Genomic DNA, 19631 nt, shown 5'->3' with positions numbered 1-19631 from the left:
GTTAACCTGAAAATGAAAAGAGGTTGACAATTGTCAACCTCTTTTTTTATGCTGTTGCCGTTGCATGCATTGATCATCGCGTGGTGAAAGAGGTGAGAGAAGTTGTCCGGAAGGGTTTTGGTGTTGCGCAATATGATTCTGGCGGCGATGTTCGCCGCGATCGTGGCGGTGGCGGGGCAAATTCAGATTCCCCTGCCGATTCCGATCACATTGCAGACGATGGTCGTGATGATGGCGGGATCGGTGCTGGGATCCCGCTGGGGAGCGGCCAGCATGGCGGTTTTCATCTTGCTGGTGGCTTTCGGCGCCCCTCTGCTGGCCGGGGGGAAAGGGGGGCTGGCCGTTTTGGCGGGGCCGACGGCCGGGTACATTTGGAGTTGGATTTTGGCAGCCTGGTTGATCGGGTTTCTTTCCGAGCGCAGCACCCGCCTCTCGGTCTGGAAACTGACGGTGTACCATGTGCTGGGCGGGATGCTTTTGATCTATGCCGGAGGCGTGCTCTGGCTGGTGACGGGGGTGGGGCTGGGCTGGAAGGAGGCCCTGCTGACGGGAGTTTTGCCCTTCATCGTCGGAGACCTGATCAAGGCGGTTATCGCCGCTTTTGTCGCCTTTGGCGTCTACCGGGCGTATCCGATTCTTCCGTCCCGGGCGAAGCGCTCCTTCGATTCCGGGAAGGGACCGAATGCATGAAAAGGGAGCCGGAAAACTCCGGCTCCCGGAAACGAAAGAAGCGATTGCCTGCCTCCTCCGGGAAGGGCGATCGCTTATTTTTTTGGGGGTCACAAGAGGCCGTCCGTCGGCAGGGCGGTGAAGTCGGTGTGTTCCTGGAAATAGCGGAGAAAGCGCTGGTTGAGGGGAAGGATCAGGTCCGTCTGTCCCCGCCTGACGGCCCCGTTCCGGCGGATGATCGTCAGCCGGCTGGCGGTGATTTTATAGGTGGAGGAAGAAAGGTCCGGGTTTTCCCACTGGTCGTTCCATCCCTCGCCCCGGGTCCGGCGTTTCGGGCGAAAGGGGACAATGCCGATGATATCGTCCAGGAGAAGATGATAGGAGATGTGCGGTTTCTGGAAAATCAGTTCCTTGGTGGTCAGGGTGCACCCCCAACGGTTTCGCTTCTGGGAAAGCAGGAGTTCTCCCCGGAGGCGTTTCACCTGTATGAAATCGGAGTAGGCCATGGGTCACATCCTTCGCTTGCATCGATCCTTCTCTCCATTGTAACATGGGTGGCAAGCAAAAGGTCAAACGAAGAGTCGGGAGAGAAGATCCGTGTTTTCGGTTCGTACGATGGAAGACGTCCGCCTGCTTCTGAAACGGTTTGGCATATGGATTTACACGGGGGATCGGTTGGGGGACTTGGAAATGATGGAAGAGGAATTGGAGGAGATGCACCGGTTGGGCTTGATCGACAAGGACACATATCTTTCGGCGAGACGCGTGATCGTGCAGCAGAAACAGATGTTTCGGGGATGAGAACGAAGGCGTCGGATGGTTATATTTGTTTGTCAAATTTTGTTCACGTTTTGTGGTATGATGATAACATGATGAAAGCCTTTTCAAAAAGGGGGCGATGCCATGCCTTTCCTGACGTGGTTTTTCTTTCTCGTTCCGATGAATCTTCTGATGATCATCGGAATTGTCTATTATCTGCGCGAGAGAAGGAAGTGGTCCTGATATGGCTCTTAACGGTTCCATCATCACCTTTTCGCTTTATCTGGTAGCCATGTTGGTCATCGGGGTCATCACGTACCGGATGACCCAAACCTTCTCCGACTACGTGCTGGGCGGCAGGAGGTTGGGCAGTTGGGTCACGGCCATGAGCGCCCAGGCGAGCGACATGAGCGGCTGGCTCTTGCTGGGGCTGCCCGGCTTCGCCTTCGGAGTGGGGATGGGATCCCTCTGGATCGCCATCGGGTTGGCGACAGGGACCTTGTTGAACTGGATCTATACTTCCAAACGGCTCCGCCGGTACACCCAGGTGCTGGATGCCCTGACCCTTCCCGATTATTTCGAGTTTCGGTTTCGGGACAAGACGCGTTTCCTGCGGGTATTGTCCGCCCTGATGATCTTTCTCTTCTTCCTCTTCTACACGGCATCCGGGCTGGTCGGGGCCGGCAAGCTGTTTGAGGCGGCCTACGGCGCGGACTTCGCCGTAGCGGTGTTTATCGGCGCCGTCGTCATCGTCGGATACACCTTTTTGGGCGGGTTTTTGGCGGTCAGCTGGACCGACCTGTTTCAGGGGCTTCTGATGTTTTTCGCCCTGCTGATCATGCCCGTGGCCGTGATCGTCTACATGGGAGGATTCGGCGAAACGGTGGACACCATCGCCGCTTCCAGCCCGATGCATCTGGGACTGGTCGGCGAAAATGTCGGCGCCCTTGCCATCTTTTCCTTCATCGCCGGCAATCTGGCCTGGGGGCTGGGCTATTTCGGTCAACCCCACATTCTGGTCCGGTTCATGGCCATCAAGAGCCCCCAAATGCTGGCCAAATCGACGATGCTGGCCATGATCTGGGTGGTGCTCACCCTGTACGGCGCCATTCTCACGGGATTTGTCGGATTTGCCGCGGCGGATAAAGGGTTGGTTTCCGTGGCGGATCCGGAGCATATCTTCATCGCTTTGTCCAACCTGCTCTTCAATCCCTGGGTCGCCGGATTCATGCTGGCGGCGATCATGGCGGCCATCATGAGCACGGTGGACTCCTTCCTGCTGGTCACGTCCACCGCCCTGGCGGAGGACTTCTACAAACGCCTGTTCCGCAAAAACGCTTCGGAGAAGGAATTGATCTGGGTGGGGCGCATCGGCGTGCTGCTCGTCGCGGTGATTGCCATCTACCTCTCCTTCGCCCAGGAGCAGAACGTCCTGGAGCTGGTCTCCTACGCTTGGGCGGGACTGGGTGCCACCTTCGGTCCGCTGGTCCTCCTCTCCCTTTACTGGAAGCGGATGAATGTGTACGGGGCCTACGCCGGGATCATCACCGGCGCCGCCACGGTGATCCTGTGGAAAAACGTTCTGGGTCTGTCGGATTTCCTCTACGAATTGCTGCCCGCCTTTGTGCTCGGGGTGATCGCGATCGTGGTGGTGAGCCTGCTCACCCCGCCGCCTCCCAAGGAGGTCCTGGAGGAATTCGATCGGTCCACCCGTCCCTTGGAAGGGGAGTGAGGAGCCCTTCCGAAAGGGGACGGATCTGTGCATCCTCCATCATGAACGGAGCCGTTTTCCGCATCCGAGCGGAAAACGGCTCCTTTTTTTGGACCCGATTCCAGTGACCTGCTCCGCAAATGGACGTGGATGGAAACGGCATCCGCGGCGCCCCCTTGGCCGTTCGGCGATGGGTTTTCCGTCCCGGCTTGGGTCAGTTTGCGCCGCCCCGAACCGCCGCTCCGGCCGGATCCGGGAGGTAGTATTCGGGGTACCGGGCTTCGTAGGCGGCGATTTTGTCCTCCAGTTGCAGGGTGATGGCGATGTCGTCCAGCCCCTGGAGGAGGCATTGACGCCGGTATTCATCCACTTCAAAGGAGAGTTGAAGTCCGTGGTTGTCGGACAGGCGGCAGTTCTCCAGGTCGACGGCCAGTTCGTATCCTTCGTGTTCTTCCGTTCGCCGAAACAGCTCCTCCACGTCTTCTTCCGGGAGCGTGAGGGGAAGGATGCCGTTTTTGAAGCAGTTGTTGTAAAAAATGTCGGCGAAGGAAGGGGCGATGATCACCCGAAAGCCGTAGTCCATCAATGCCCAGGGGGCGTGTTCCCTGGAGGAGCCGCACCCGAAATTGTTCCGGGTCAGCAGGATGCTCGCTCCCCGATAGCGCTCCTGGTTGAGGACGAAATCGGGATTGGGGTTTCCCTTTTCGTCGTAGCACCAATCGTAGAACAGAAACTGGCCGAAACCGGTCCGTTCAATCCGTTTCAGAAATTGCTTGGGGATGATCTGATCGGTGTCCACGTTCACCCGGTCAAGGGGAGCCACCTTGCCGGTATGGGTTTTGAGCGGTTCCATACGGTCTCCTCCTGATTCCGAAAGTGATTGGCATTCTCCGGATGGGCCGGAGGCGACAAAGTATCAAGGAAGGGATTTTTCGTCTCGGTTTCACTCGGCAGGAGTCGCACGACGAAAAATCGCTCCCCCGAGGGACGGAGGTTTACGGTTCAATGTCCCATTCCCGGATGTCCACGAAGTGACCGGCGATGGCGGCCGCGGCGGCCATCATGGGGCTCACCAGGTGGGTGCGCCCGCCGCGTCCCTGCCTTCCCTCGAAGTTGCGGTTGGAGGTGGAAGCGCAGCGTTCCCCCGGGCGAAGGATATCGGGATTCATACCCAGGCACATGCTGCAACCGGAATCCCGCCATTCAAACCCGGCTTCTTTGAAGATGCGGTCCAACCCTTCCCGTTCCGCCTGCAGTTTTACCTGCTGGGAGCCGGGAACCACCATGGCCCGGACGCGGGGGGAGACTTTCCGTCCCCGGACGACCTTGGCGGCCTCGCGCAGGTCTTGGATCCGCGAATTGGTGCAGGATCCGATGAAGACGCGGTCCACCGGAATATCGACGATCGGCGTTCCCGGTTTGAGGCCCATGTATTCGAGGGCTTTTCTGGCCGCTTTTCGCTCGTTTTCCGTGGGGAAGGAATCGGGATCCGGCACGGTGCCCGTCACATCGGTCCCCATTCCGGGACTGGTCCCCCAGGTGACCTGGGGCGACAGGGTGGAGGCGTCGAGCTCGAACCGGCGATCGTAGGTGGCGCCTTCATCCGTCGCCAGCTGTTCCCAATCGGCGACGGCTTTCTCGAACCGTTTTCCCTTGGGCGCGAAGGGACGGTTTTCCAAATAGGCGAAGGTGGTGGCATCCGGCGAGACCATGCCGGCCCGGGCACCGGCTTCGATCGACATGTTGCAGACGGTCATCCGCTCTTCCATGGACATGTTGCGGATAACCTCCCCGGTGTATTCGACGACGGTTCCGGTGGCGCCGTCCGTACCGATGCGGGAGATGATGGCCAGGATCACGTCTTTGGCCGAAACGCCCGGGGGCAGGCTTCCCTTGACATGGATCTCCATTGTCCGGGGTTTGGCCTGGTGCAGGCATTGGGTGGCCAGGACGTGTTCCACTTCGCTGGTTCCGATTCCGAAGGCGAGGGCGCCGAAGGCCCCGTGGGTGGAGGTGTGGCTGTCTCCGCAGACGATCGTCTTCCCCGGAAGGGTCAGACCCAGTTCAGGGCCGATCACGTGGACGATGCCCTGTTGCGGGCTGTTCAGGTCGTAGAGCCGGATGCCGAACTCGCGGCAGTTCCGGGCCAAGGTTTCCATCTGCTTGGCGGAGATCGGATCGGTGATCGGCAGTGAGCGGTCCGTCGTGGGAACGTTGTGGTCCATGGTCGCTACGGTCAAGTCGGGTCGGCGCACTTTGCGGCCGGCCATGCGCAATCCGTCGAAGGCTTGGGGGGAAGTCACCTCGTGGATGAGGTGGAGGTCGATGTACAGGATGGCCGGTTTTCCCTCTTCCTGATGGATGACGTGGCGATCCCAGATTTTTTCGAACAATGTCCGCGGTTTCATTTTCCTCTCACCTTGCATTCTCTTTTTTTCGGCGAAGCGTTGCCGTATGAAATATATATGCTATCTATTGTAACAAATTTTTCGATGGCGGCAAGGGGGAAATGGGTGAATTGCGGGTCGATTTCCAAATCGGATCGGCCGTTTGACAGTCCGGCGAAACCGGTGCGCGCCTCTCCCTGTGCGAAATGCCGTTTCAGATCGGAGAATCCTTTTTTTGGGATGTTTTCTGTTAGTGGTAGCAGGGAAGGGGGTGTGGTATATTAGAAACAAATGTTCGTATCTCGGGGGGATTCCGATGGCCGGGCGGACGCCGCGGAGGCTCTTTCCCAAACGCTCCAAATCGGTGCTCAACCGGGTGGAGGGCATGCCCTTCAACTGGTCGATTAATCCGTACCGCGGTTGCAGTCACGGATGCCACTTCTGTTATGCCCGGCCCACCCACAGCTATCTGGGATTTCACGCCGATGACAGCTTTCAGCACAATGTCATCGTCAAGCGGGATGCGGCGGAGGTGCTTTATCGGGAGCTGAAACGAGGAAAGTGGAAAGGCGGGGTAGTGGCCGTCGGGACGGCCACCGATCCGTACCAGCCGGTGGAAGGGAAATGGAAGCTGACCCGATCCATTTTGAAGGTGTTGAGGGATTTTCGGATTCCGACCAGCATCACCACGCGATCTCCCTTGATCCTGCGGGACAGGGACATCCTCCGGGAGATGGTACTCACATCGGTCAACATCAGTTTGAGCACGCTGGATGAGGGGGTGTGGCGGTTGACGGAGCCCGCCTCTCCACATCCGAAACAACGCCTGGAAGCGGTTCGGAAACTGAATGGGGAGGGGATTCCGGCGGGCCTGTTTCTGGCGCCGATCCTGCCGTATCTCTCGGATACCGATGAACAGCTTCGGTCTTATATGATCGCGGCAAGGGAATGCGGCGCCCGCTTCGTGGTGCCGTCCGTGCTCCGGCTGCAACCGGCAGTGAAAAGCTGGTTCTTCCGCCGCATCCAGGCCGCCTTCCCCCGGGAGTACCCCCACCTGGTCCGGCTGTACGAGGGTTCTCTTCCGCCCGACGAATACCGGACGGAGCTGTATTCGCGGGTGAGGCGGCACATGAGGGAAGTCGGTTTCATAAATGAACCGAGCCGGGGGGAGGGGACCGCGTTGACGCAGGAGGTCGGAAGAGAGGAGATGCTTCGGGAGGAGCCGGTACAGCTCAGTCTGTTTTAGGGGAAGTTTAGGCGGTTCACCCAATTTTGCTTTCGGATGGACGTTTACCCGGCCCCATTTGGATATGAGGCATAAAGTATAGGGACAACTGAAAGGGGGTAGGGAGATGTCCTATGGTGGTTACGGTTATTTGGTGAGCTGGCGCCGTCTGCTGATCTTCCTCTTGGTGATCGCGACCATCTTCGTGTTTGTGGGAGGCCTGTGATCAGCATTCCGGATGGAGATCTCCCCTTTTGAGAGAAATCGGTTTGCACCGAGTCGGGCGGCATGAAAAAAACCCCGCAAGGGGTTTTGAGACTGCTGACAAACCCTGCATCTAGGGTTCAGGACGCGATTTTTCGCTCCGCTCCAATGCAGCAGGGGTCGCTCGGCGAAAAATCGGTCCCTCCCAACGCTTTGTCATTATCCTCGAAACCCCGCAAGGGGTTTTTTGTTTGTGCGGGGAAAAGATTTTTTTCGGCAGGAGGGTGCGGCGCGGTCTTGAAAGCCTCGGGGTCCCCTTCGCTGGTTGCTGTTCAGCCGTGCCTCTGATGTTGGAGACGGATGTTTTTCAGGTTGGGATAGCGATTCAGTTTCCGGTACAGGGTGGTCCGTCCGATTCCCAGCATCCGGGCAGCCTTTGAAAGATTGCCCTCGGAAATCCGGATGGCCTGGGCGATGGTTTCCGCCTCCTGTTCTTCCAGGGAAACGGGTCGGGGGGATGCATCCGGCTCGCCGGCTTGAGCTTGGGGGAAGACCAGATCTTCGGCGGAAAGGATGGAGGAGCCCCGTACGAAATGGGCGTGGAAGACGGCTTGGCGCAGCACTTGCCTCAGTTCCCGAATGTTGCCGGGCCAGTGGTATCGCGAAAGCATTTCGCGGACTTCGCCGCGGAGAAGGACCGGGGCGATGTTCAACTCGCGGGACACTTGATCCAGGAAGTATTCGGCGAGCAGAAAGAGATCGGACCGCTCCCGAAGGGGGGGGAGATGAATCTCCACTTCGCAGATCCGGTAATAGAGGTCTGCGCGGAAACGGTTTTCCCGCACCTCCCGGGCCAGATCCTTGTTGGTGGCGGTGATGATGCGGACGTCGACGGGGATGGGGCGGTTGGAGCCGATCCGGGTGACCTGTTTTTCCTCCAGAATCCGGAGGAGGACCGCCTGGGAAGCCAGGGGCATTTCACCGATTTCGTCCAGGAAGAGCGTCCCCTTGTGGGCCGCTTCGAATTTTCCCCGGTGTCCGCCGTTCCGGGCTCCGGTGAAGGCGCCTTTTTCGTAGCCGAACAGCTCCGCCTCCAGAAGCGGTTCCGGAATGGCCCCGCAGTTGACGACCACCAGCGGACCGGTTCGGCCGCTCCGCTTGTGGATTTCCCGGGCGACCAGATCTTTTCCGGTTCCGGTTTCCCCCCGGAGAAGGATCGTGGCATCGGTGCGGGACACATGGACGGCCAGTTTAAGGGCCTTCTGAAATTTGGGGCAGGAGGCGATTCCCTTTTCCAATGAAATGTGAACCGCATCTTCCAGGGGGACGGGCGGCGGGGCGGCGTTTTTCCGTTCGGACGCTGAAGGGGGACTCAGCAGCACGCGGTGGGTTCGTTTCCGTTCATCCAGCACGGGACGGGCGATCCAGGACGTTCCCGACGGGGCCTTTACGGGCAATTCGGCGGAATCCCTGAGGGAGAGAAGCGCCTGTGCATCCTGCGGGTCGAACCAGCGGGTGAGGGGTTGGCCGATGCACTCCGCCTGAGGCGTGTTGAGCCAGCGGGCTCCTTCCTGATTGATCCGGGAGATCAGCCCGTTGGCGTCCACGGCGATCAACGGCCTTCCGTAGCCTTCCGCGAGCGTATCCGCTTCCCGGAAGGAAAGAACCAGTTCCCGCCGGGCGCTTTGCAGCAGCATCCGTGCTTGGCAGGCATGGGCGGCGGTCAACACCATTCCCATCGTGTGAGGATGGTGCATCCGGGCGTCGCCGCTGATGTCCAACACGCCCAAGAGTTCCCCTGTCGGTGTGTAAAGCGGTGTGGCGTAACAGGTGAGAAAACGGTTTTCCTCACAGTAGTGCTGTTCCCCGATCACGCTGATCGGCTGCTGTTCCACAAGGGCGGTGCCGATCGCGTTGGTTCCTTTGATGCGCTCGTGCCAGTTGGCGCCTTCATCCAGCCACACCCTCTTCGCACGGTCGGTGAAGGGGGGATCGCCCCAGGTGGCGATGACGTATCCGTCCCGATCCGACACGATGACCATGTACGGCGACTTTCGCAGCATGCCGTACACTTGGTTGAGAATGTCCGAAGAAGCGTTGAGCCACTCCTTCATCTGTTCCTTCCGGTCCTTCAGCTCCCCTTTCGGAAGGAGATCATTGTGCACCTTGCGGGGGTCCACCCCGTATTGCCTGCTCCGCTTCCAGGACGGGGCGAGGGAGGTCGGCAGATGGGTGAGGGGATCCAACTCGTCAGCCTCCTTTCTCATATTTTCCGAAACTATGCGTCTATTCTGAGTATAACGGATGTGGACCGGCCCCTTCAATCGGACCAAAGGGGTGCATCCCTATATAAAAAGGGGCGGAGCAAGCAACACAAACAAACCAATCCCGGTTCGGTCTGCGGGATTGGTTTGATCGGGTCAGCCGGAGGATGCGCCGGCTGTTTGGTTTTCTTCGCGATCGCCCCCGGGTTTGACCAAAATGCGGGTGACCCTTCGGTTCTCCGCTTCCTGCACGCAGAAGATCAGGCCGTCAAACACGACTTCGTCACCCACTTCCGGCACCTTCTTGAGGCGGGAAAAAAGCCATCCGCCGATGGTGTCGTTGTCCGGATCGTCGATGTTGATTTGGAAATATTCATTCACTTCTTCGATAAGCAGATGGGGGTCGATCGACGTTTCGTGTCCTTTCTGGAGGAAAAAGGGCTTTTCATTGTCAAATTCATCCTGGATTTCGCCCACGATCTCCTCGATGATGTCTTCCGTGGTCACCAGTCCGGAAGTCCCGCCGAATTCGTCGACGACGATGGCCATCCCTACCCGGTTTCGCTGGAGATTGCGCAAAATGTCCTTCAGCTCCATAGTTTCCGGAACCAGAACGGCGGGGCGGGCCAAGTCGGTCAAGGAAGGGGTTTTCCCATCGGACAGTTGTTCGTAAACATCCCGGATATGTATGATCCCCAGGATGTCGTCCTTGTCATCGCCGCACAGGGGAAAGCGGGTATGATGGGTTTCTTTCATCACCCTCAGGTTTTCTTCGAAGGGTTTGTCGCGGTAGACGCATTTCATGTTTACCCGGGGAACCATCACTTCCCGCGCAACCCGCTCCGTGAAATCGAAAATGTTGTCAAACAGGGCGAGCTCCGTCTGATCGATCACGCCGCTCTTATGGCTCTGGGCGATCAGCATGCGGATCTCTTCTTCCGTGTGCGCCTGCTGGGTTTCGTTCATCTCGATCCCCAGCAGTTTGAGGACCAGGTTGGCCGACCCGTTGAGGATGAAGATAAAGGGTTTAAAGAGTCGGTAAAACCAATCCAACGGCGCCGAGGTCCACAGGGTGATGGCTTCGGCTTTGCGAATCGCCAGGGACTTGGGAGCCATCTCACCGAGCACGATGTGGAGAAAGGTGATGATGGAGAAGGCGACGGCAAAGGCTGTGGTGTGAATGAGCCAATCCGGAAGTCCGAAGTAGGAAAGCGCCGGTTCCAGCATGCGGGCGATGGCCGGTTCGCCGATCCATCCCAGTCCCAAGGAGGCCAGGGTGATTCCCAACTGGGTGGCGGACAGATAGGCGTCCAAATTTGCCAAGACCTTTTGAGCGATTTTCCCGCGGCGGTGTTCCAGCTGCGCGATTCGGGTGGAGCGCACTTTCACGATGGCGAATTCCGCGGCAACAAAAAAGCCGTTTAGCAAGACAAGAAAAATCACCATGAATAAATACGTGGTGATTCCTATGACTCCTTCCAAAGAATCAAACCTCCCAAAGGATCAATCGCATCCTGCTTTGCCCGAGGATCTCGTACATGCCGCTGGCCGAAGTCCCGTTTCGGTTTCCGCATCAGCGGTCGCGGATGAGGGCTTTTTCCCTCCAGTGGATGGATAGGGCCTTTTCCGCAGGCGGTGCCGTTCACTCCTTTCCTCCCTACCCTCTTTTCTACTTAATTATACTACAAAATGTCGGAATGGAGCCGAAGGCGGCAAGGCGGGCGTTTTCGGAATTAACCAGGGACGGTCATCCTTTTTTTGGCGGCATCTTGTTGATTCTCGAAAGATTTTATATGATCGTTGTTAACATCCATAGATGATTCCTCGAATGGGGGCAGGAGTGGTGAGAAACGGACGGGAATTGGTGAAGGGAATGTCTGCGGCCGTTCCCATCGCGATCGGTTACGTCCCGATCGCCGTCGCCTTCGGGGTGATCGCCCGGCAGTCGGGTCTTCCTTTTGCGGAGACGGTATTGATGTCGATGATGGTTTTCGCCGGCGCCAGTCAGTTCATGGCGGTCCAGATGGCAACCGCCGGCGCGTTGGGGATGGAAATCATCTTCGCCACGCTGGTGCTCAACTTCCGCCATTTTATCATGAGCCTTTCCCTGATGGACCGGTTGAAGGATGTGCCGCTCTTGGCGAAGGGAGCCCTCGCCTTCGGCGTCACCGATGAAACCTTCGCCGTCGCCGCCATGGACGAGAAGGGCGGGAACGGACGGATTCATCCCCTATACATGGCCGGATTGATCGCGGTTGCCTATGGTTCGTGGGTGTTTGGAACCGTTGTCGGGGGATTGTTCGCCGGGGTGATTCCCCGGTCGATCAGCGACAGCATGAACATCGCCCTGTATGCCATGTTTATCGCCTTGCTGGTGCCGGCAGTCCGCAAAAGGTGGAGGGTGGGTGCGATCGCCTTGATCGGAATGGCCCTGAACGCCTTGTTCGGCTTGTTTTTGAGCGGAGGCTGGGCCACGGTTTTGGCCACCGTCGCGGCGGCCGGATGCGGGACGATGCTGATGCCGAGGGAGGAACCCCCCGCCGCGGAGAAGACGGCGGGCTGACAGTCTGGGGAGTGATCAAATGGATTGGATTTGGATCATACTCGGAATGGCGCTGGTTACCTATCTCCCCCGCATGCTTCCGGCTTTTCTGATCGGACAGCGGAACGTCTCCCCCTGGATGGAACGGTGGCTGGCAAGCATCCCCTATGCCGCGCTGGGAGCGCTGATTTTTCCGGGCATCCTCTCGGTGGAAAGAGGGGAGCCGCTGGTCGGGCTGGCAGGGGGAGCCGTCGCCGCACTGCTCGCCTATTTCCGATTGAACATGCTGGTCGTCATTGCGGGGGCGATCGGAGCCGTGGCGGCGATCAAGGCGATCGTAAGTTGAGTTGAGTGAGCCAATGTATCTTACGGATGCGGGAGCTTGACCGACACCCGGGAAGGTGTCGGCTTTTTATTTTCCGGGCAATGCGGCTGGGTTTTGCCGAACTTCGATGAAGATAGATTTCTTCCTTCGGCGGTAGGGGGAGGGGAATCATACATATGTTTTACTAAAAAAGTGAAACAATCTGCAATCCGTTGCGGTTTCTATATACGAAGAGAGATTAGGATAATGCGCGAAGGTCGGTAAACCAATAAGAGGAGAGTGGGTCTTTTGGCGGAATTGGCAGCCTCGTTGGCGAAAGAACACTGGATGTGGATTGTCGTCATCCTTTTCGGGATAATGATGATCTGCGTCTATGTGGCGATGAGTGTGACCCACAGGATGGAACGGCGTCAGATGGAACAGTTCGATCGGGAATTTACCGGGAGATTTCAGGCGGTTTCGTTGGAAGAGGAACGGTGACGAACGGAGAAATCAGGGTAAAAGGGGAGCGAACGCGGGGTTGTCAGCGAAAGGGCGCGTTGCTCCCTTTTTGCGTGTCTATCGACTCGCCCCGCTCCGGCGAAAGGAGTGAGAAAGGGTTGAAGGAATGCGCCGTATCCTCTCCGGAATTGGACCGGATCCTCCGCCTGATGGGGGGATTTCATTATCCCTGGTTCATCGCCGGTGGGTGGGCTTTGGATCTTGCGTGCGGCAGGCAGACGCGTGCCCATGAGGATGTGGATCTCTGCCTTTTCCGGGAACACCTCGTTCCGCTCCTTCGGTTTTTCGAAGATTGGGAGAAAGCCGTGGCGGTACCGGGGGAGGAGCGTTTGGTTCCCTGCCGTTCGGAAAGGGATGTGGAACCTCCCCGACACGAGCTCCATTTTCGCAAAGAAGGCCGGTCGGTCGAATTTTTGTTGATCGATCGGGAAGGAGACGAGGTCCTGTTTCGGAGAGATCCGTCAATCCGGATGCCCCTCGGACAACTGGCGAGGAAGGACCCGCTGGGCCGACCTTACGTCTCCCCCGCCTGGCAACTGCTCTTCAAGGCGAAAAATTCCCGTTCCAAGGACGAGGCGGATTTCCTTACGCACCTTCCCTTTTTGAACGGGGAGGAGAAGCGGTGGCTGCTCTCCGCACTCCGGATTCACCATCCCTCCAGTGGTTGGATCGAGCGGTTGGAAAATGAAGTGTAGACAGTCAAGGAGCCGTGGACAGGGAGTCCATGGCCGTGATTGGAATCGGCTAGTTGGTGGAAATCGCCTTTCCACGCCCGGGGAAGAGGGCCGTGAGCGGTAAAGGTGGGCGGAGGGAAAGCCGAAGTTGCGAAACGGACGTCATGCCGGAAGCGGGGGGAGGGATACAAGGGAACCGCCCGGATAAGCGCGTATACCTCAGAAACCGGTTGCGTTGGATCGTGCCCTTGACCGGACCATCCCGTTTCATCCAAAAACGATCGGCGATCGCATGGTCGAATGCCGGAAACAATTGTCGCATCTAAATATCCGGGTTTATGTTGACATCATCCGCTCGAGCCGGGTTCATCCCCCTATTGATGGACAACCCGTTTAAATCCGATGCCGGATCAGAGGCAACGCCAGCGCCGTTTGATCCCCCGGCATGGGTTCGGAAGTCTCAAAGTCAAACCCGGCCCATCGGTATAATCTGATGGCTTTATAGCACCACGTATCCGTCGGGATATACATGGTGCAACCCCTTCGATCTCGACCATTCGTCTGACGCCTTCTGCGATAATCGCTTTTCCCAACCCCATTCCTTGATGGGGCTCTTTCACCGCCACCCAACGCACAAAGGGATGATGCCGTTTTCCCGTATAACCCCACCAGGCCGTGAAGGTGGCAACTTTTTCTCCGTCCCCCTCTTTTTCGATGAAAGGGTCCGGCGCTTCACTTCATCGGGATAACAGGCAAATTCCTTTTTGAAGTATTCCGCGGCCTCTTCCTGCTTTGCGAAGTCCTGGACAGAGGTTTCAATTTCTCCCCAGGCCCGCTCATTCCGTCCCGGTAAGCCGTAAAAGCAAACCCCCGGGGCAAATCCGCCCGGGGCAGCGGAGTGCCGGCCCGCCTTCTCAAGATGATTCGATAAAAGGGCAAGCTTTTGTCTTTCATGATTTCCCTCCTAATCGGCTTCGAGGAAGGCCCCTCCCCCATCGCCAGGATGGACATGCCGAGGACGAAGACACCTCGGTTTCCCCGCCGATGGAGTGAGACGAGATCTTGTTCCGCAGGGAACCATTGAACCGGGTGTTCCCCGGTCAATTGGCGCGGAAGAACCCGATAGGTCGTCCGTGCGTCTCAACCGCCTGGAAACTCTTTTCAAGGCGACATTGTCCCTCACCGGTGAAAAGCTGCTTTGCTGTTTTTTTGCAAAAAAAGGATCAGAAGACCCGCTGGGACTTCTGACCCGAGAAGAAGAAAGCGCGGTCTTTCGCCGAGCGGCTGCCACTGCATGGAATAAAATCGCGAAACATGGATCCCCCAAGTCCTTTGTCCATTCGTCTGAAGAGTTCAGATGCTGCCATGAATCCCGCTGCCTGGTCATACCTTTATCACTCAACCGGTTCCACCTTTCCGGTATGGACGTCGTAGATGCCACCGAAGATCCGGACATCCTCCGGAATCAGTTCGGATTGTTTCAGTTTCTCCATGTCTTCCCTGACGCTTTCCTCGAGATCCCTGAAGGGCAAAAAGTCGACCTTTCGCGCTTCCTTCCCCGCCTTTTCACCAAGGGTTTTTTCTATTCGCGCATACAGGTCCTCGTTCTTAAAGGTGAGCATTCCACAGTCGGTATGGTGAATCACGATGATCTCTTTTGTATCCAGCAGCTGTTCAGAGATGACCAAGGATCGGATGACATCTTCAGTGACACGGCCGCCGGCGTTCCGGATGACGTGGATATCACCGAGCTGTGCATCCAAAAACGACAATGGATCCAACCTTGCATCCATACAGGTCACAAGGGCAACTTTACGAGCAGGGGAAGACGGTAAATCTCCCTGATTGAACCTCTGGGCGTATGCCCGATTGGACTCGAGCAAGGCCTTGGCGTTGCTGGTGGGCTGATTTTTCATCGCACTTACCTCCCCAATGAAGGATCCCGAAGGTGCACATCCACCGTTATGCGGTTTTTACTTCCTGGCGTGGAGAAGGATTCGACAGACGGGACGATGGATTTGTCATGTAATCTGATAGGAATTATATTTATTTTGCGGGAAGTAGTATAATTGATGAATCTCGACCTGTCAAATCCTATCCCTTTACATCACATCAAACGGTCGGATCAACGGATCACCGGACAGCTTTTGCCGCCGAAAGGGAAGTGTTCGAAACGGACTCCTTCTCCGGGGCATTTTTTCTTTGGAGCCACGCCCGGTATCCCATCCAGTAGAACAGGATGCCGCAGACCGTCAGGAGGGCGATGAGGCCGAACGCGGCCTTGCCGCCGTGGGATCCGAGCAGCCATCCGCCGAGGGCGGGACCGATGAAGAAGCCGACATTTCGGAAGCTGTTGGCTCCGAAGTAGGTCCCCCGAAGGGATTCGGGAGCCAACCGGTTGATGAACAGGCTGCTGGTGGGAAAGGTCAGGATTTCCCCGATCGTCAGGATGAACATGCCTAGCGCCATGACGATCCAGTGTTCACCGATGGCAAAACAACCCAGACCGAGGCCGAACAGGAGGCTGCCCAATCCCAGGTTTCCGATCAGGGAGCGCTTTTCCGCCCAGCGGGTGACAAAGACCTGCAACAGGATGACCGTGACGGCGTTCATCGTGAGAAGCGCCGGGTACAGAGCGTTGTTTTCCCCGAACAGGGTTTTCAGGTGCAGGGGCAGGGTGCTTTCGATCTGAGCGTATCCGGCTTGGCCGAGGATTCCCCCCAGGATGAACCAGCCCAGAGCGGCGTCCTTGCGGATCACCCGCAGGGCGGCGGTGAAGCGGGTCCTTTCCGGCGGCGCGGCCGGAGCGGCCGGAGCAAATCGGTTCATCATGATCAGGAGTGCGACGGCGTACAGCAGATAGGCGCCTCCGGTGATCCAGAAGGTGATCTTCCCCGACACCATCCCCAGATATGCGCCGATCAGGGGACCGACGGCGGCGCCCACATTGATGGCCATGTATCGGAAACCGAAGACCCGCATCCGCTTGTCCGGCGGCGTCACATCGGCCAGGAGCGCCTGGCCGGTCGGTTCAAAGAACGAGCGGCAGAGCCCGTTCAGCAGGTTCAATATCAGAAACAGGGCGGCTTCTTCAGCCATCGCAAATCCCCAGAAGACGACCGCCCACACGAACAGCGTCGACAACATCACCCGTTTGCGGCCAAAACGGTCCGACAGATTTCCGCCGAGGAAACCGCCGAAGGTGCTGGCCAGCGCCCCGGCTCCCACGATCGTTCCGGTGACAAACGGATCCAGCCCGGTGGTGCGGGACAGATACAGAGCCAAAAAGGGGAGGCTCATAAAGGACGCGGTCCGGGCAAAGGCGGTGCCTCCGACGAGGACCCAGACCAGGGGATGATAGGTGCGAAGGACGTTCAGGATTCTTTCCATGAGGTTGTGCCCCTCCATCTCCAGGAGATGCTTCCATTATGTGCTGGAAAAAGGGGAACAAAAAGAGTAAACTTATCTTAACTCTTTCACCCTTTTGAGGAGGGGCGGCAGTGAACTTGGTCGAACACTACATCAAATTGCGGTCCGCCTATCCCCCCGGAAAGGGAGAAATGGCCGTGACGGTGGCGGAATTGGCGGAGACGCTGTGCTGCACCCGACGAAATGTGAAGCATCTGATCCGAAAAATGGAGGAGCGAAAATGGATCCGCTGGATGCCCGGAAGCGGACGGGGAAATCGGTCGGTTCTCATCTTTCGGCGGGGGCTGGAGGAGATGGCCGTTTCCCATTTTACCGATTTGCTGGAGAAGGGGCGGGTTCATGATGCGATGGAGTTTCTCCGCCGTGAGGAACTTCCGGAAGAGGTGTGGGAGCAGTGCCGGGAGCGCCTCCACGTCCGGCTGGGGCTGCAGGTGGAGCAGGCGGACAACCGGCGGAGGGAAGTGCTGAAAATCCCCCTTTACCGTAAGCTGACCACCCTGGATCCTTCCGCGGTGTCGGTGGTGGCGGAGTGTCATTTCGTTCGCCAGGTGTATGACACCCTGGTTCATTATGATGCAGAAACGCGTCAGCTAAGGCCCCACCTGGCCCATGCGTGGGAATCGGATTCCGCTCATGCCGAATGGACTTTTTATTTGCGAAAGGGGGTCCGGTTTCACGACGGGAGATTGCTGTCGGCGGAGGATGTCCGCCACACCTTCCTGAGGTTGATGGAGGCGCCGAACAGCGTGATGCCGTGGCTGGCGCGTTACATCGCCGAAATCGAGGTGATGGACGAACACGCCATCAGGTTCCGTTTGACGGATTCTTTGCCCTTTTTTCCCCGTTTTCTCGGAACCGTCAACACATCGATCCGTCCCCGCGAAGCGTCTGCCCGGCGACATGTGGGGACAGGTCCCTTTCAGATCCGGGAGCTGTCGGACAGCCGGGTGGTGTTTGAAGCCTTCGACGGTTATTTTCGGGAGCGTCCGCTGCTGGATCGGATCGAGCTTTGGCTTGTTCCGGGGGAGAAGAAGGGGGAAGCGCGGTATCAGTTGCCGGGGGAGGATGAAGGCGGCGGCGAGCGGGAAGTGCTGTTCGAACAATTTGCCTGCGAGATGCTGGTTTTCAATTTTCGCAGGCCCGGACCGCAGCATGATATCCGTTTTCGTCGGGCGATGCGGGCGATTTGCGACCGCAGGCGGATGGTGAAAGAGCTGGGGGGGAACGACCGGTTTCCTGCCGACAGCATGTTGCCGGAAAAGAGCCGGTCGGCGGAGGTTTCGCCATCCTCCCTGGATGAGGCGCGTTCGTGGTTGGAGGGGAGCCGTTACGCCGGGGAGACGCTGTCTCTGTACTATTTTGACCAATCGGAGGGGAATTGCGGGACCAAAGCCAAGGTTGCCGACTGGATTCGGAGACGGGCGCAGGCGGTGGGGGTGCGGATTTCGCCCGTTCCGGTGCCGATCGACTGGCTGTACCGCAAAGAATTGGAGGAAAAGGCCGATCTGTTTTTGATGGCGGACGTCTTCGATTCGGATTTTGAGTCGAGCTGGTTCATGTTTTTCCGCAATGTCAACCTGTTTCGCCGCTTTTTGGATCCGGACCGTCTGAACGACGTCGACCGCCGGACGGATCGGTTTGTCCGCGGGTCGTCCGCGGAGGATCGGCGGAGGATCATCGACGAAGTGGAGGAGTTTCTTCACCGCGATTTGACGATGCTGTTTCTGTGTCACCTGTACAAGCGGATCAAATATCCCCGGAATCTTCAAGGGATGACCTTCGACTCCTTCGGCTGGGCGGATTTCCGGAAGTTGTGGATCCGGCCATGCGGCGGGAGGTCGGACGTCGCGCGTTCGGGATGAGTCGCGGGGGAGGTCTCCGTTCGGATAGAAGCACGAAATCGCAATATAATGGTCTCAAAAGACATTTTCTCACAGGCTTTTTGCTCCCGAAGGGGGAGAGCCGTAACGAAACCGGTTTTGCGAAAAGAGATGCCGGACATGTCTTCCCGCCGAGGACGGGACATGTTACGATGGGTTGAAAAAGGGACAATGGGGAGTGACGGGAGTGGAGGAATGGATTCTTTTTTTGTTGATCGGCTTGCTCTCGGGAACGGTCGGCAGTCTGGTGGGTTTGGGCGGCGGTGTGGTCACAGTCCCTTCCCTGCTGCTGATAGCCGCCCTCTTTCCGGAATTCCGACACCTCACCCCCCAGGTGGTGGTCGGCACGTCGCTGATCATGATTGTCGTGACCGCCTTGTCGTCCACCTTGACCTATGCCCGGCAGCGCCGGGTGGATTACCGCAGCGGATTGCTTTTTTTTGCGGCGAGCGGTCCGGGGGCGGTGACGGGGGCATACCTGAACCGCTTTTTTGAGCCGGATTCCTTTTACATCGCCTTCGGGGTCTTTATGATCCTTGTCTCCATCGTCTTGACTGTGGGGGAGCGGGGGAAGGGGCGCTCCGTCAAATGGAGCGTCACCCGGGAATTTACCGATCCGGACGGCACCGTTCACCGGTACGGTTATCACCGGCCGACGGCCCTAGCCGTCTCCTTTTTGGTGGGGCTTGTCTCCAGCCTGTTCGGCATCGGCGGAGGGGCCCTGATGATGCCGGTGATGGTGTTCCTCTTCCGTTTTCCGCCCCATGTGGCCACCGCCACATCGATGTTCATGATCTTGTTCTCGTCCATCATCGGCAGTTTGGGACACTTGGTACAAGGGAATGTGGAATGGAAAGCGGCGCTGTTCATCGCCCCCGGGGCGTGGTTCGGCGGTCGGTTGGGAGCCTGGATCTCCAGCCGCCTCAGCAGTCGGGGACTGCTCATCGCCCTTCGTCTGGCTTTGTTGTTGGTGGCGGTGCGCATGATTTGGGAAGGGGTGTCCTAACTCCCGGGCTTTGTTCCCGCCGTCACGGCGCGTCGGACTTTATCAAATAGGGCTC

18 protein-coding genes are annotated in these 19631 nt (G+C 57.9%); 10 read left to right on the top strand and 8 right to left on the bottom strand.

What is annotated here, in order from left to right:
* The first annotated feature begins 102 nt into the window (after window positions 1–102).
* Window positions 103–690: a biotin transporter BioY gene (locus CLV97_RS12620; RefSeq protein WP_245891552.1), complete on the top strand. Its 588-nt coding sequence runs from the start codon at window positions 103–105 to the stop codon at window positions 688–690.
* A gap of 89 nt (window positions 691–779) precedes the next feature.
* Here the strand turns inward: CLV97_RS12620 and CLV97_RS12615 are convergent, their stop codons facing one another.
* Window positions 780–1175, bottom strand: a complete 396-nt coding sequence (locus tag CLV97_RS12615; protein ID WP_106345891.1) for a hypothetical protein — start codon at window positions 1173–1175, stop codon at window positions 780–782.
* 91 nt (window positions 1176–1266) lie between these two features.
* Between CLV97_RS12615 and CLV97_RS12610 the strand changes: the two genes are divergently transcribed.
* Both CLV97_RS12610 and putP read left to right on the top strand, forming a co-directional pair.
* Window positions 1267–1470, top strand: coding sequence for a YqgQ family protein (locus tag CLV97_RS12610; protein WP_245891551.1), 204 nt, complete (start codon window positions 1267–1269; stop codon window positions 1468–1470).
* A 202-nt stretch (window positions 1471–1672) separates the two neighbouring features.
* Window positions 1673–3160, top strand: coding sequence for a sodium/proline symporter PutP (gene putP / locus CLV97_RS12605; protein ID WP_106345890.1), 1488 nt, complete (start codon window positions 1673–1675; stop codon window positions 3158–3160).
* Between the two features lie 193 nt (window positions 3161–3353).
* On the opposite strand, the gene leuD is transcribed toward putP, so the two are convergent.
* Both leuD and leuC read right to left on the bottom strand, forming a co-directional pair.
* On the bottom strand, window positions 3354–3992 hold the full coding sequence (gene leuD, locus CLV97_RS12600; RefSeq protein ID WP_106345889.1) for a 3-isopropylmalate dehydratase small subunit: 639 nt from the start codon (window positions 3990–3992) through the stop codon (window positions 3354–3356).
* 142 nt (window positions 3993–4134) lie between these two features.
* Entirely contained in the window at window positions 4135–5547 is a 1413-nt protein-coding gene (gene leuC / locus CLV97_RS12595) for a 3-isopropylmalate dehydratase large subunit (RefSeq protein WP_106345888.1), read from the bottom strand.
* Window positions 5548–5842: 295 nt separating this feature from the next.
* Here leuC and CLV97_RS12590 point away from each other — a divergent pair, with 295 nt between their 5' ends.
* On the top strand, window positions 5843–6772 hold the full coding sequence (locus tag CLV97_RS12590) for an SPL family radical SAM protein (RefSeq protein ID WP_106345887.1): 930 nt from the start codon (window positions 5843–5845) through the stop codon (window positions 6770–6772).
* A 515-nt stretch (window positions 6773–7287) separates the two neighbouring features.
* On the opposite strand, the gene CLV97_RS12585 is transcribed toward CLV97_RS12590, so the two are convergent.
* Entirely contained in the window at window positions 7288–9201 is a 1914-nt protein-coding gene (locus CLV97_RS12585; protein WP_170070507.1) for a sigma-54-dependent Fis family transcriptional regulator, read from the bottom strand.
* Window positions 9202–9375: 174 nt separating this feature from the next.
* Complete coding sequence (locus tag CLV97_RS12580) at window positions 9376–10701, bottom strand: hemolysin family protein (protein WP_245891549.1); 1326 nt, start codon at window positions 10699–10701, stop codon at window positions 9376–9378.
* Window positions 10702–11062: 361 nt separating this feature from the next.
* Here CLV97_RS12580 and CLV97_RS12570 point away from each other — a divergent pair, with 361 nt between their 5' ends.
* The 4 genes from CLV97_RS12570 to CLV97_RS12555 all read left to right on the top strand — a co-directional run bounded on the left by CLV97_RS12570 (window position 11063) and on the right by CLV97_RS12555 (window position 13282).
* Window positions 11063–11782, top strand: a complete 720-nt coding sequence (locus CLV97_RS12570) for an AzlC family ABC transporter permease (protein ID WP_245891547.1) — start codon at window positions 11063–11065, stop codon at window positions 11780–11782.
* A gap of 19 nt (window positions 11783–11801) precedes the next feature.
* Window positions 11802–12107 carry an AzlD domain-containing protein gene (locus CLV97_RS12565; protein ID WP_106345883.1) on the top strand — a complete coding sequence of 102 codons (306 nt, stop codon included), beginning with the start codon at window positions 11802–11804 and terminating at the stop codon, window positions 12105–12107.
* 267 nt (window positions 12108–12374) lie between these two features.
* Complete coding sequence (locus tag CLV97_RS12560) at window positions 12375–12566, top strand: hypothetical protein (RefSeq protein ID WP_106345882.1); 192 nt, start codon at window positions 12375–12377, stop codon at window positions 12564–12566.
* Between the two features lie 119 nt (window positions 12567–12685).
* Window positions 12686–13282, top strand: a complete 597-nt coding sequence (locus tag CLV97_RS12555) for a nucleotidyltransferase domain-containing protein (protein ID WP_106345881.1) — start codon at window positions 12686–12688, stop codon at window positions 13280–13282.
* Window positions 13283–13671: 389 nt separating this feature from the next.
* Here CLV97_RS12555 and CLV97_RS18965 read toward each other — a convergent pair whose 3' ends face one another.
* The 3 genes from CLV97_RS18965 to CLV97_RS12540 all read right to left on the bottom strand — a co-directional run bounded on the left by CLV97_RS18965 (window position 13672) and on the right by CLV97_RS12540 (window position 16651).
* Window positions 13672–13977, bottom strand: coding sequence for a GNAT family N-acetyltransferase (locus CLV97_RS18965; RefSeq protein ID WP_211295748.1), 306 nt, complete (start codon window positions 13975–13977; stop codon window positions 13672–13674).
* 678 nt (window positions 13978–14655) lie between these two features.
* Window positions 14656–15177 carry a beta-class carbonic anhydrase gene (locus CLV97_RS12545; protein WP_106345880.1) on the bottom strand — a complete coding sequence of 174 codons (522 nt, stop codon included), beginning with the start codon at window positions 15175–15177 and terminating at the stop codon, window positions 14656–14658.
* 217 nt (window positions 15178–15394) lie between these two features.
* A complete protein-coding gene (locus CLV97_RS12540) occupies window positions 15395–16651 on the bottom strand; it encodes an MDR family MFS transporter (RefSeq protein WP_170070506.1) in 1257 nt (418 codons plus the stop codon).
* Between the two features lie 110 nt (window positions 16652–16761).
* On the opposite strand from CLV97_RS12540, the gene CLV97_RS12535 reads away from it, so the two are divergent.
* A complete protein-coding gene (locus CLV97_RS12535) occupies window positions 16762–18552 on the top strand; it encodes an ABC transporter substrate-binding protein (protein ID WP_106345878.1) in 1791 nt (596 codons plus the stop codon).
* Between the two features lie 205 nt (window positions 18553–18757).
* Complete coding sequence (locus tag CLV97_RS12530; protein ID WP_106345916.1) at window positions 18758–19576, top strand: sulfite exporter TauE/SafE family protein; 819 nt, start codon at window positions 18758–18760, stop codon at window positions 19574–19576.
* The last annotated feature ends 55 nt before the right edge of the window (window positions 19577–19631 follow it).

It is taken from the genome of Planifilum fimeticola, from assembly GCF_003001905.1.
Lineage (GTDB): Bacteria > Bacillota > Bacilli > Thermoactinomycetales > DSM-44946 > Planifilum > Planifilum fimeticola.
This window is presented reverse-complemented; position numbering and strand designations above follow the sequence as displayed.

What these genes read in the sequence shown, in the direction of transcription:
- leuC (WP_106345888.1), bottom strand. Translation starts at nt 5,547, where the DNA reads ATGAAACCGCGGACATTGTTCGAAAAAATCTGGGATCGCCACGTCATC.
- CLV97_RS12565 (WP_106345883.1), top strand. Translation starts at nt 11,802, where the DNA reads ATGGATTGGATTTGGATCATACTCGGAATGGCGCTGGTTACCTATCTC.
- CLV97_RS12615 (WP_106345891.1), bottom strand. Translation starts at nt 1,175, where the DNA reads ATGGCCTACTCCGATTTCATACAGGTGAAACGCCTCCGGGGAGAACTC.
- CLV97_RS12545 (WP_106345880.1), bottom strand. Translation starts at nt 15,177, where the DNA reads ATGAAAAATCAGCCCACCAGCAACGCCAAGGCCTTGCTCGAGTCCAAT.
- CLV97_RS12590 (WP_106345887.1), top strand. Translation starts at nt 5,843, where the DNA reads ATGGCCGGGCGGACGCCGCGGAGGCTCTTTCCCAAACGCTCCAAATCG.
- leuD (WP_106345889.1), bottom strand. Translation starts at nt 3,992, where the DNA reads ATGGAACCGCTCAAAACCCATACCGGCAAGGTGGCTCCCCTTGACCGG.
- CLV97_RS12540 (WP_170070506.1), bottom strand. Translation starts at nt 16,651, where the DNA reads ATGGAAAGAATCCTGAACGTCCTTCGCACCTATCATCCCCTGGTCTGG.
- putP (WP_106345890.1), top strand. Translation starts at nt 1,673, where the DNA reads ATGGCTCTTAACGGTTCCATCATCACCTTTTCGCTTTATCTGGTAGCC.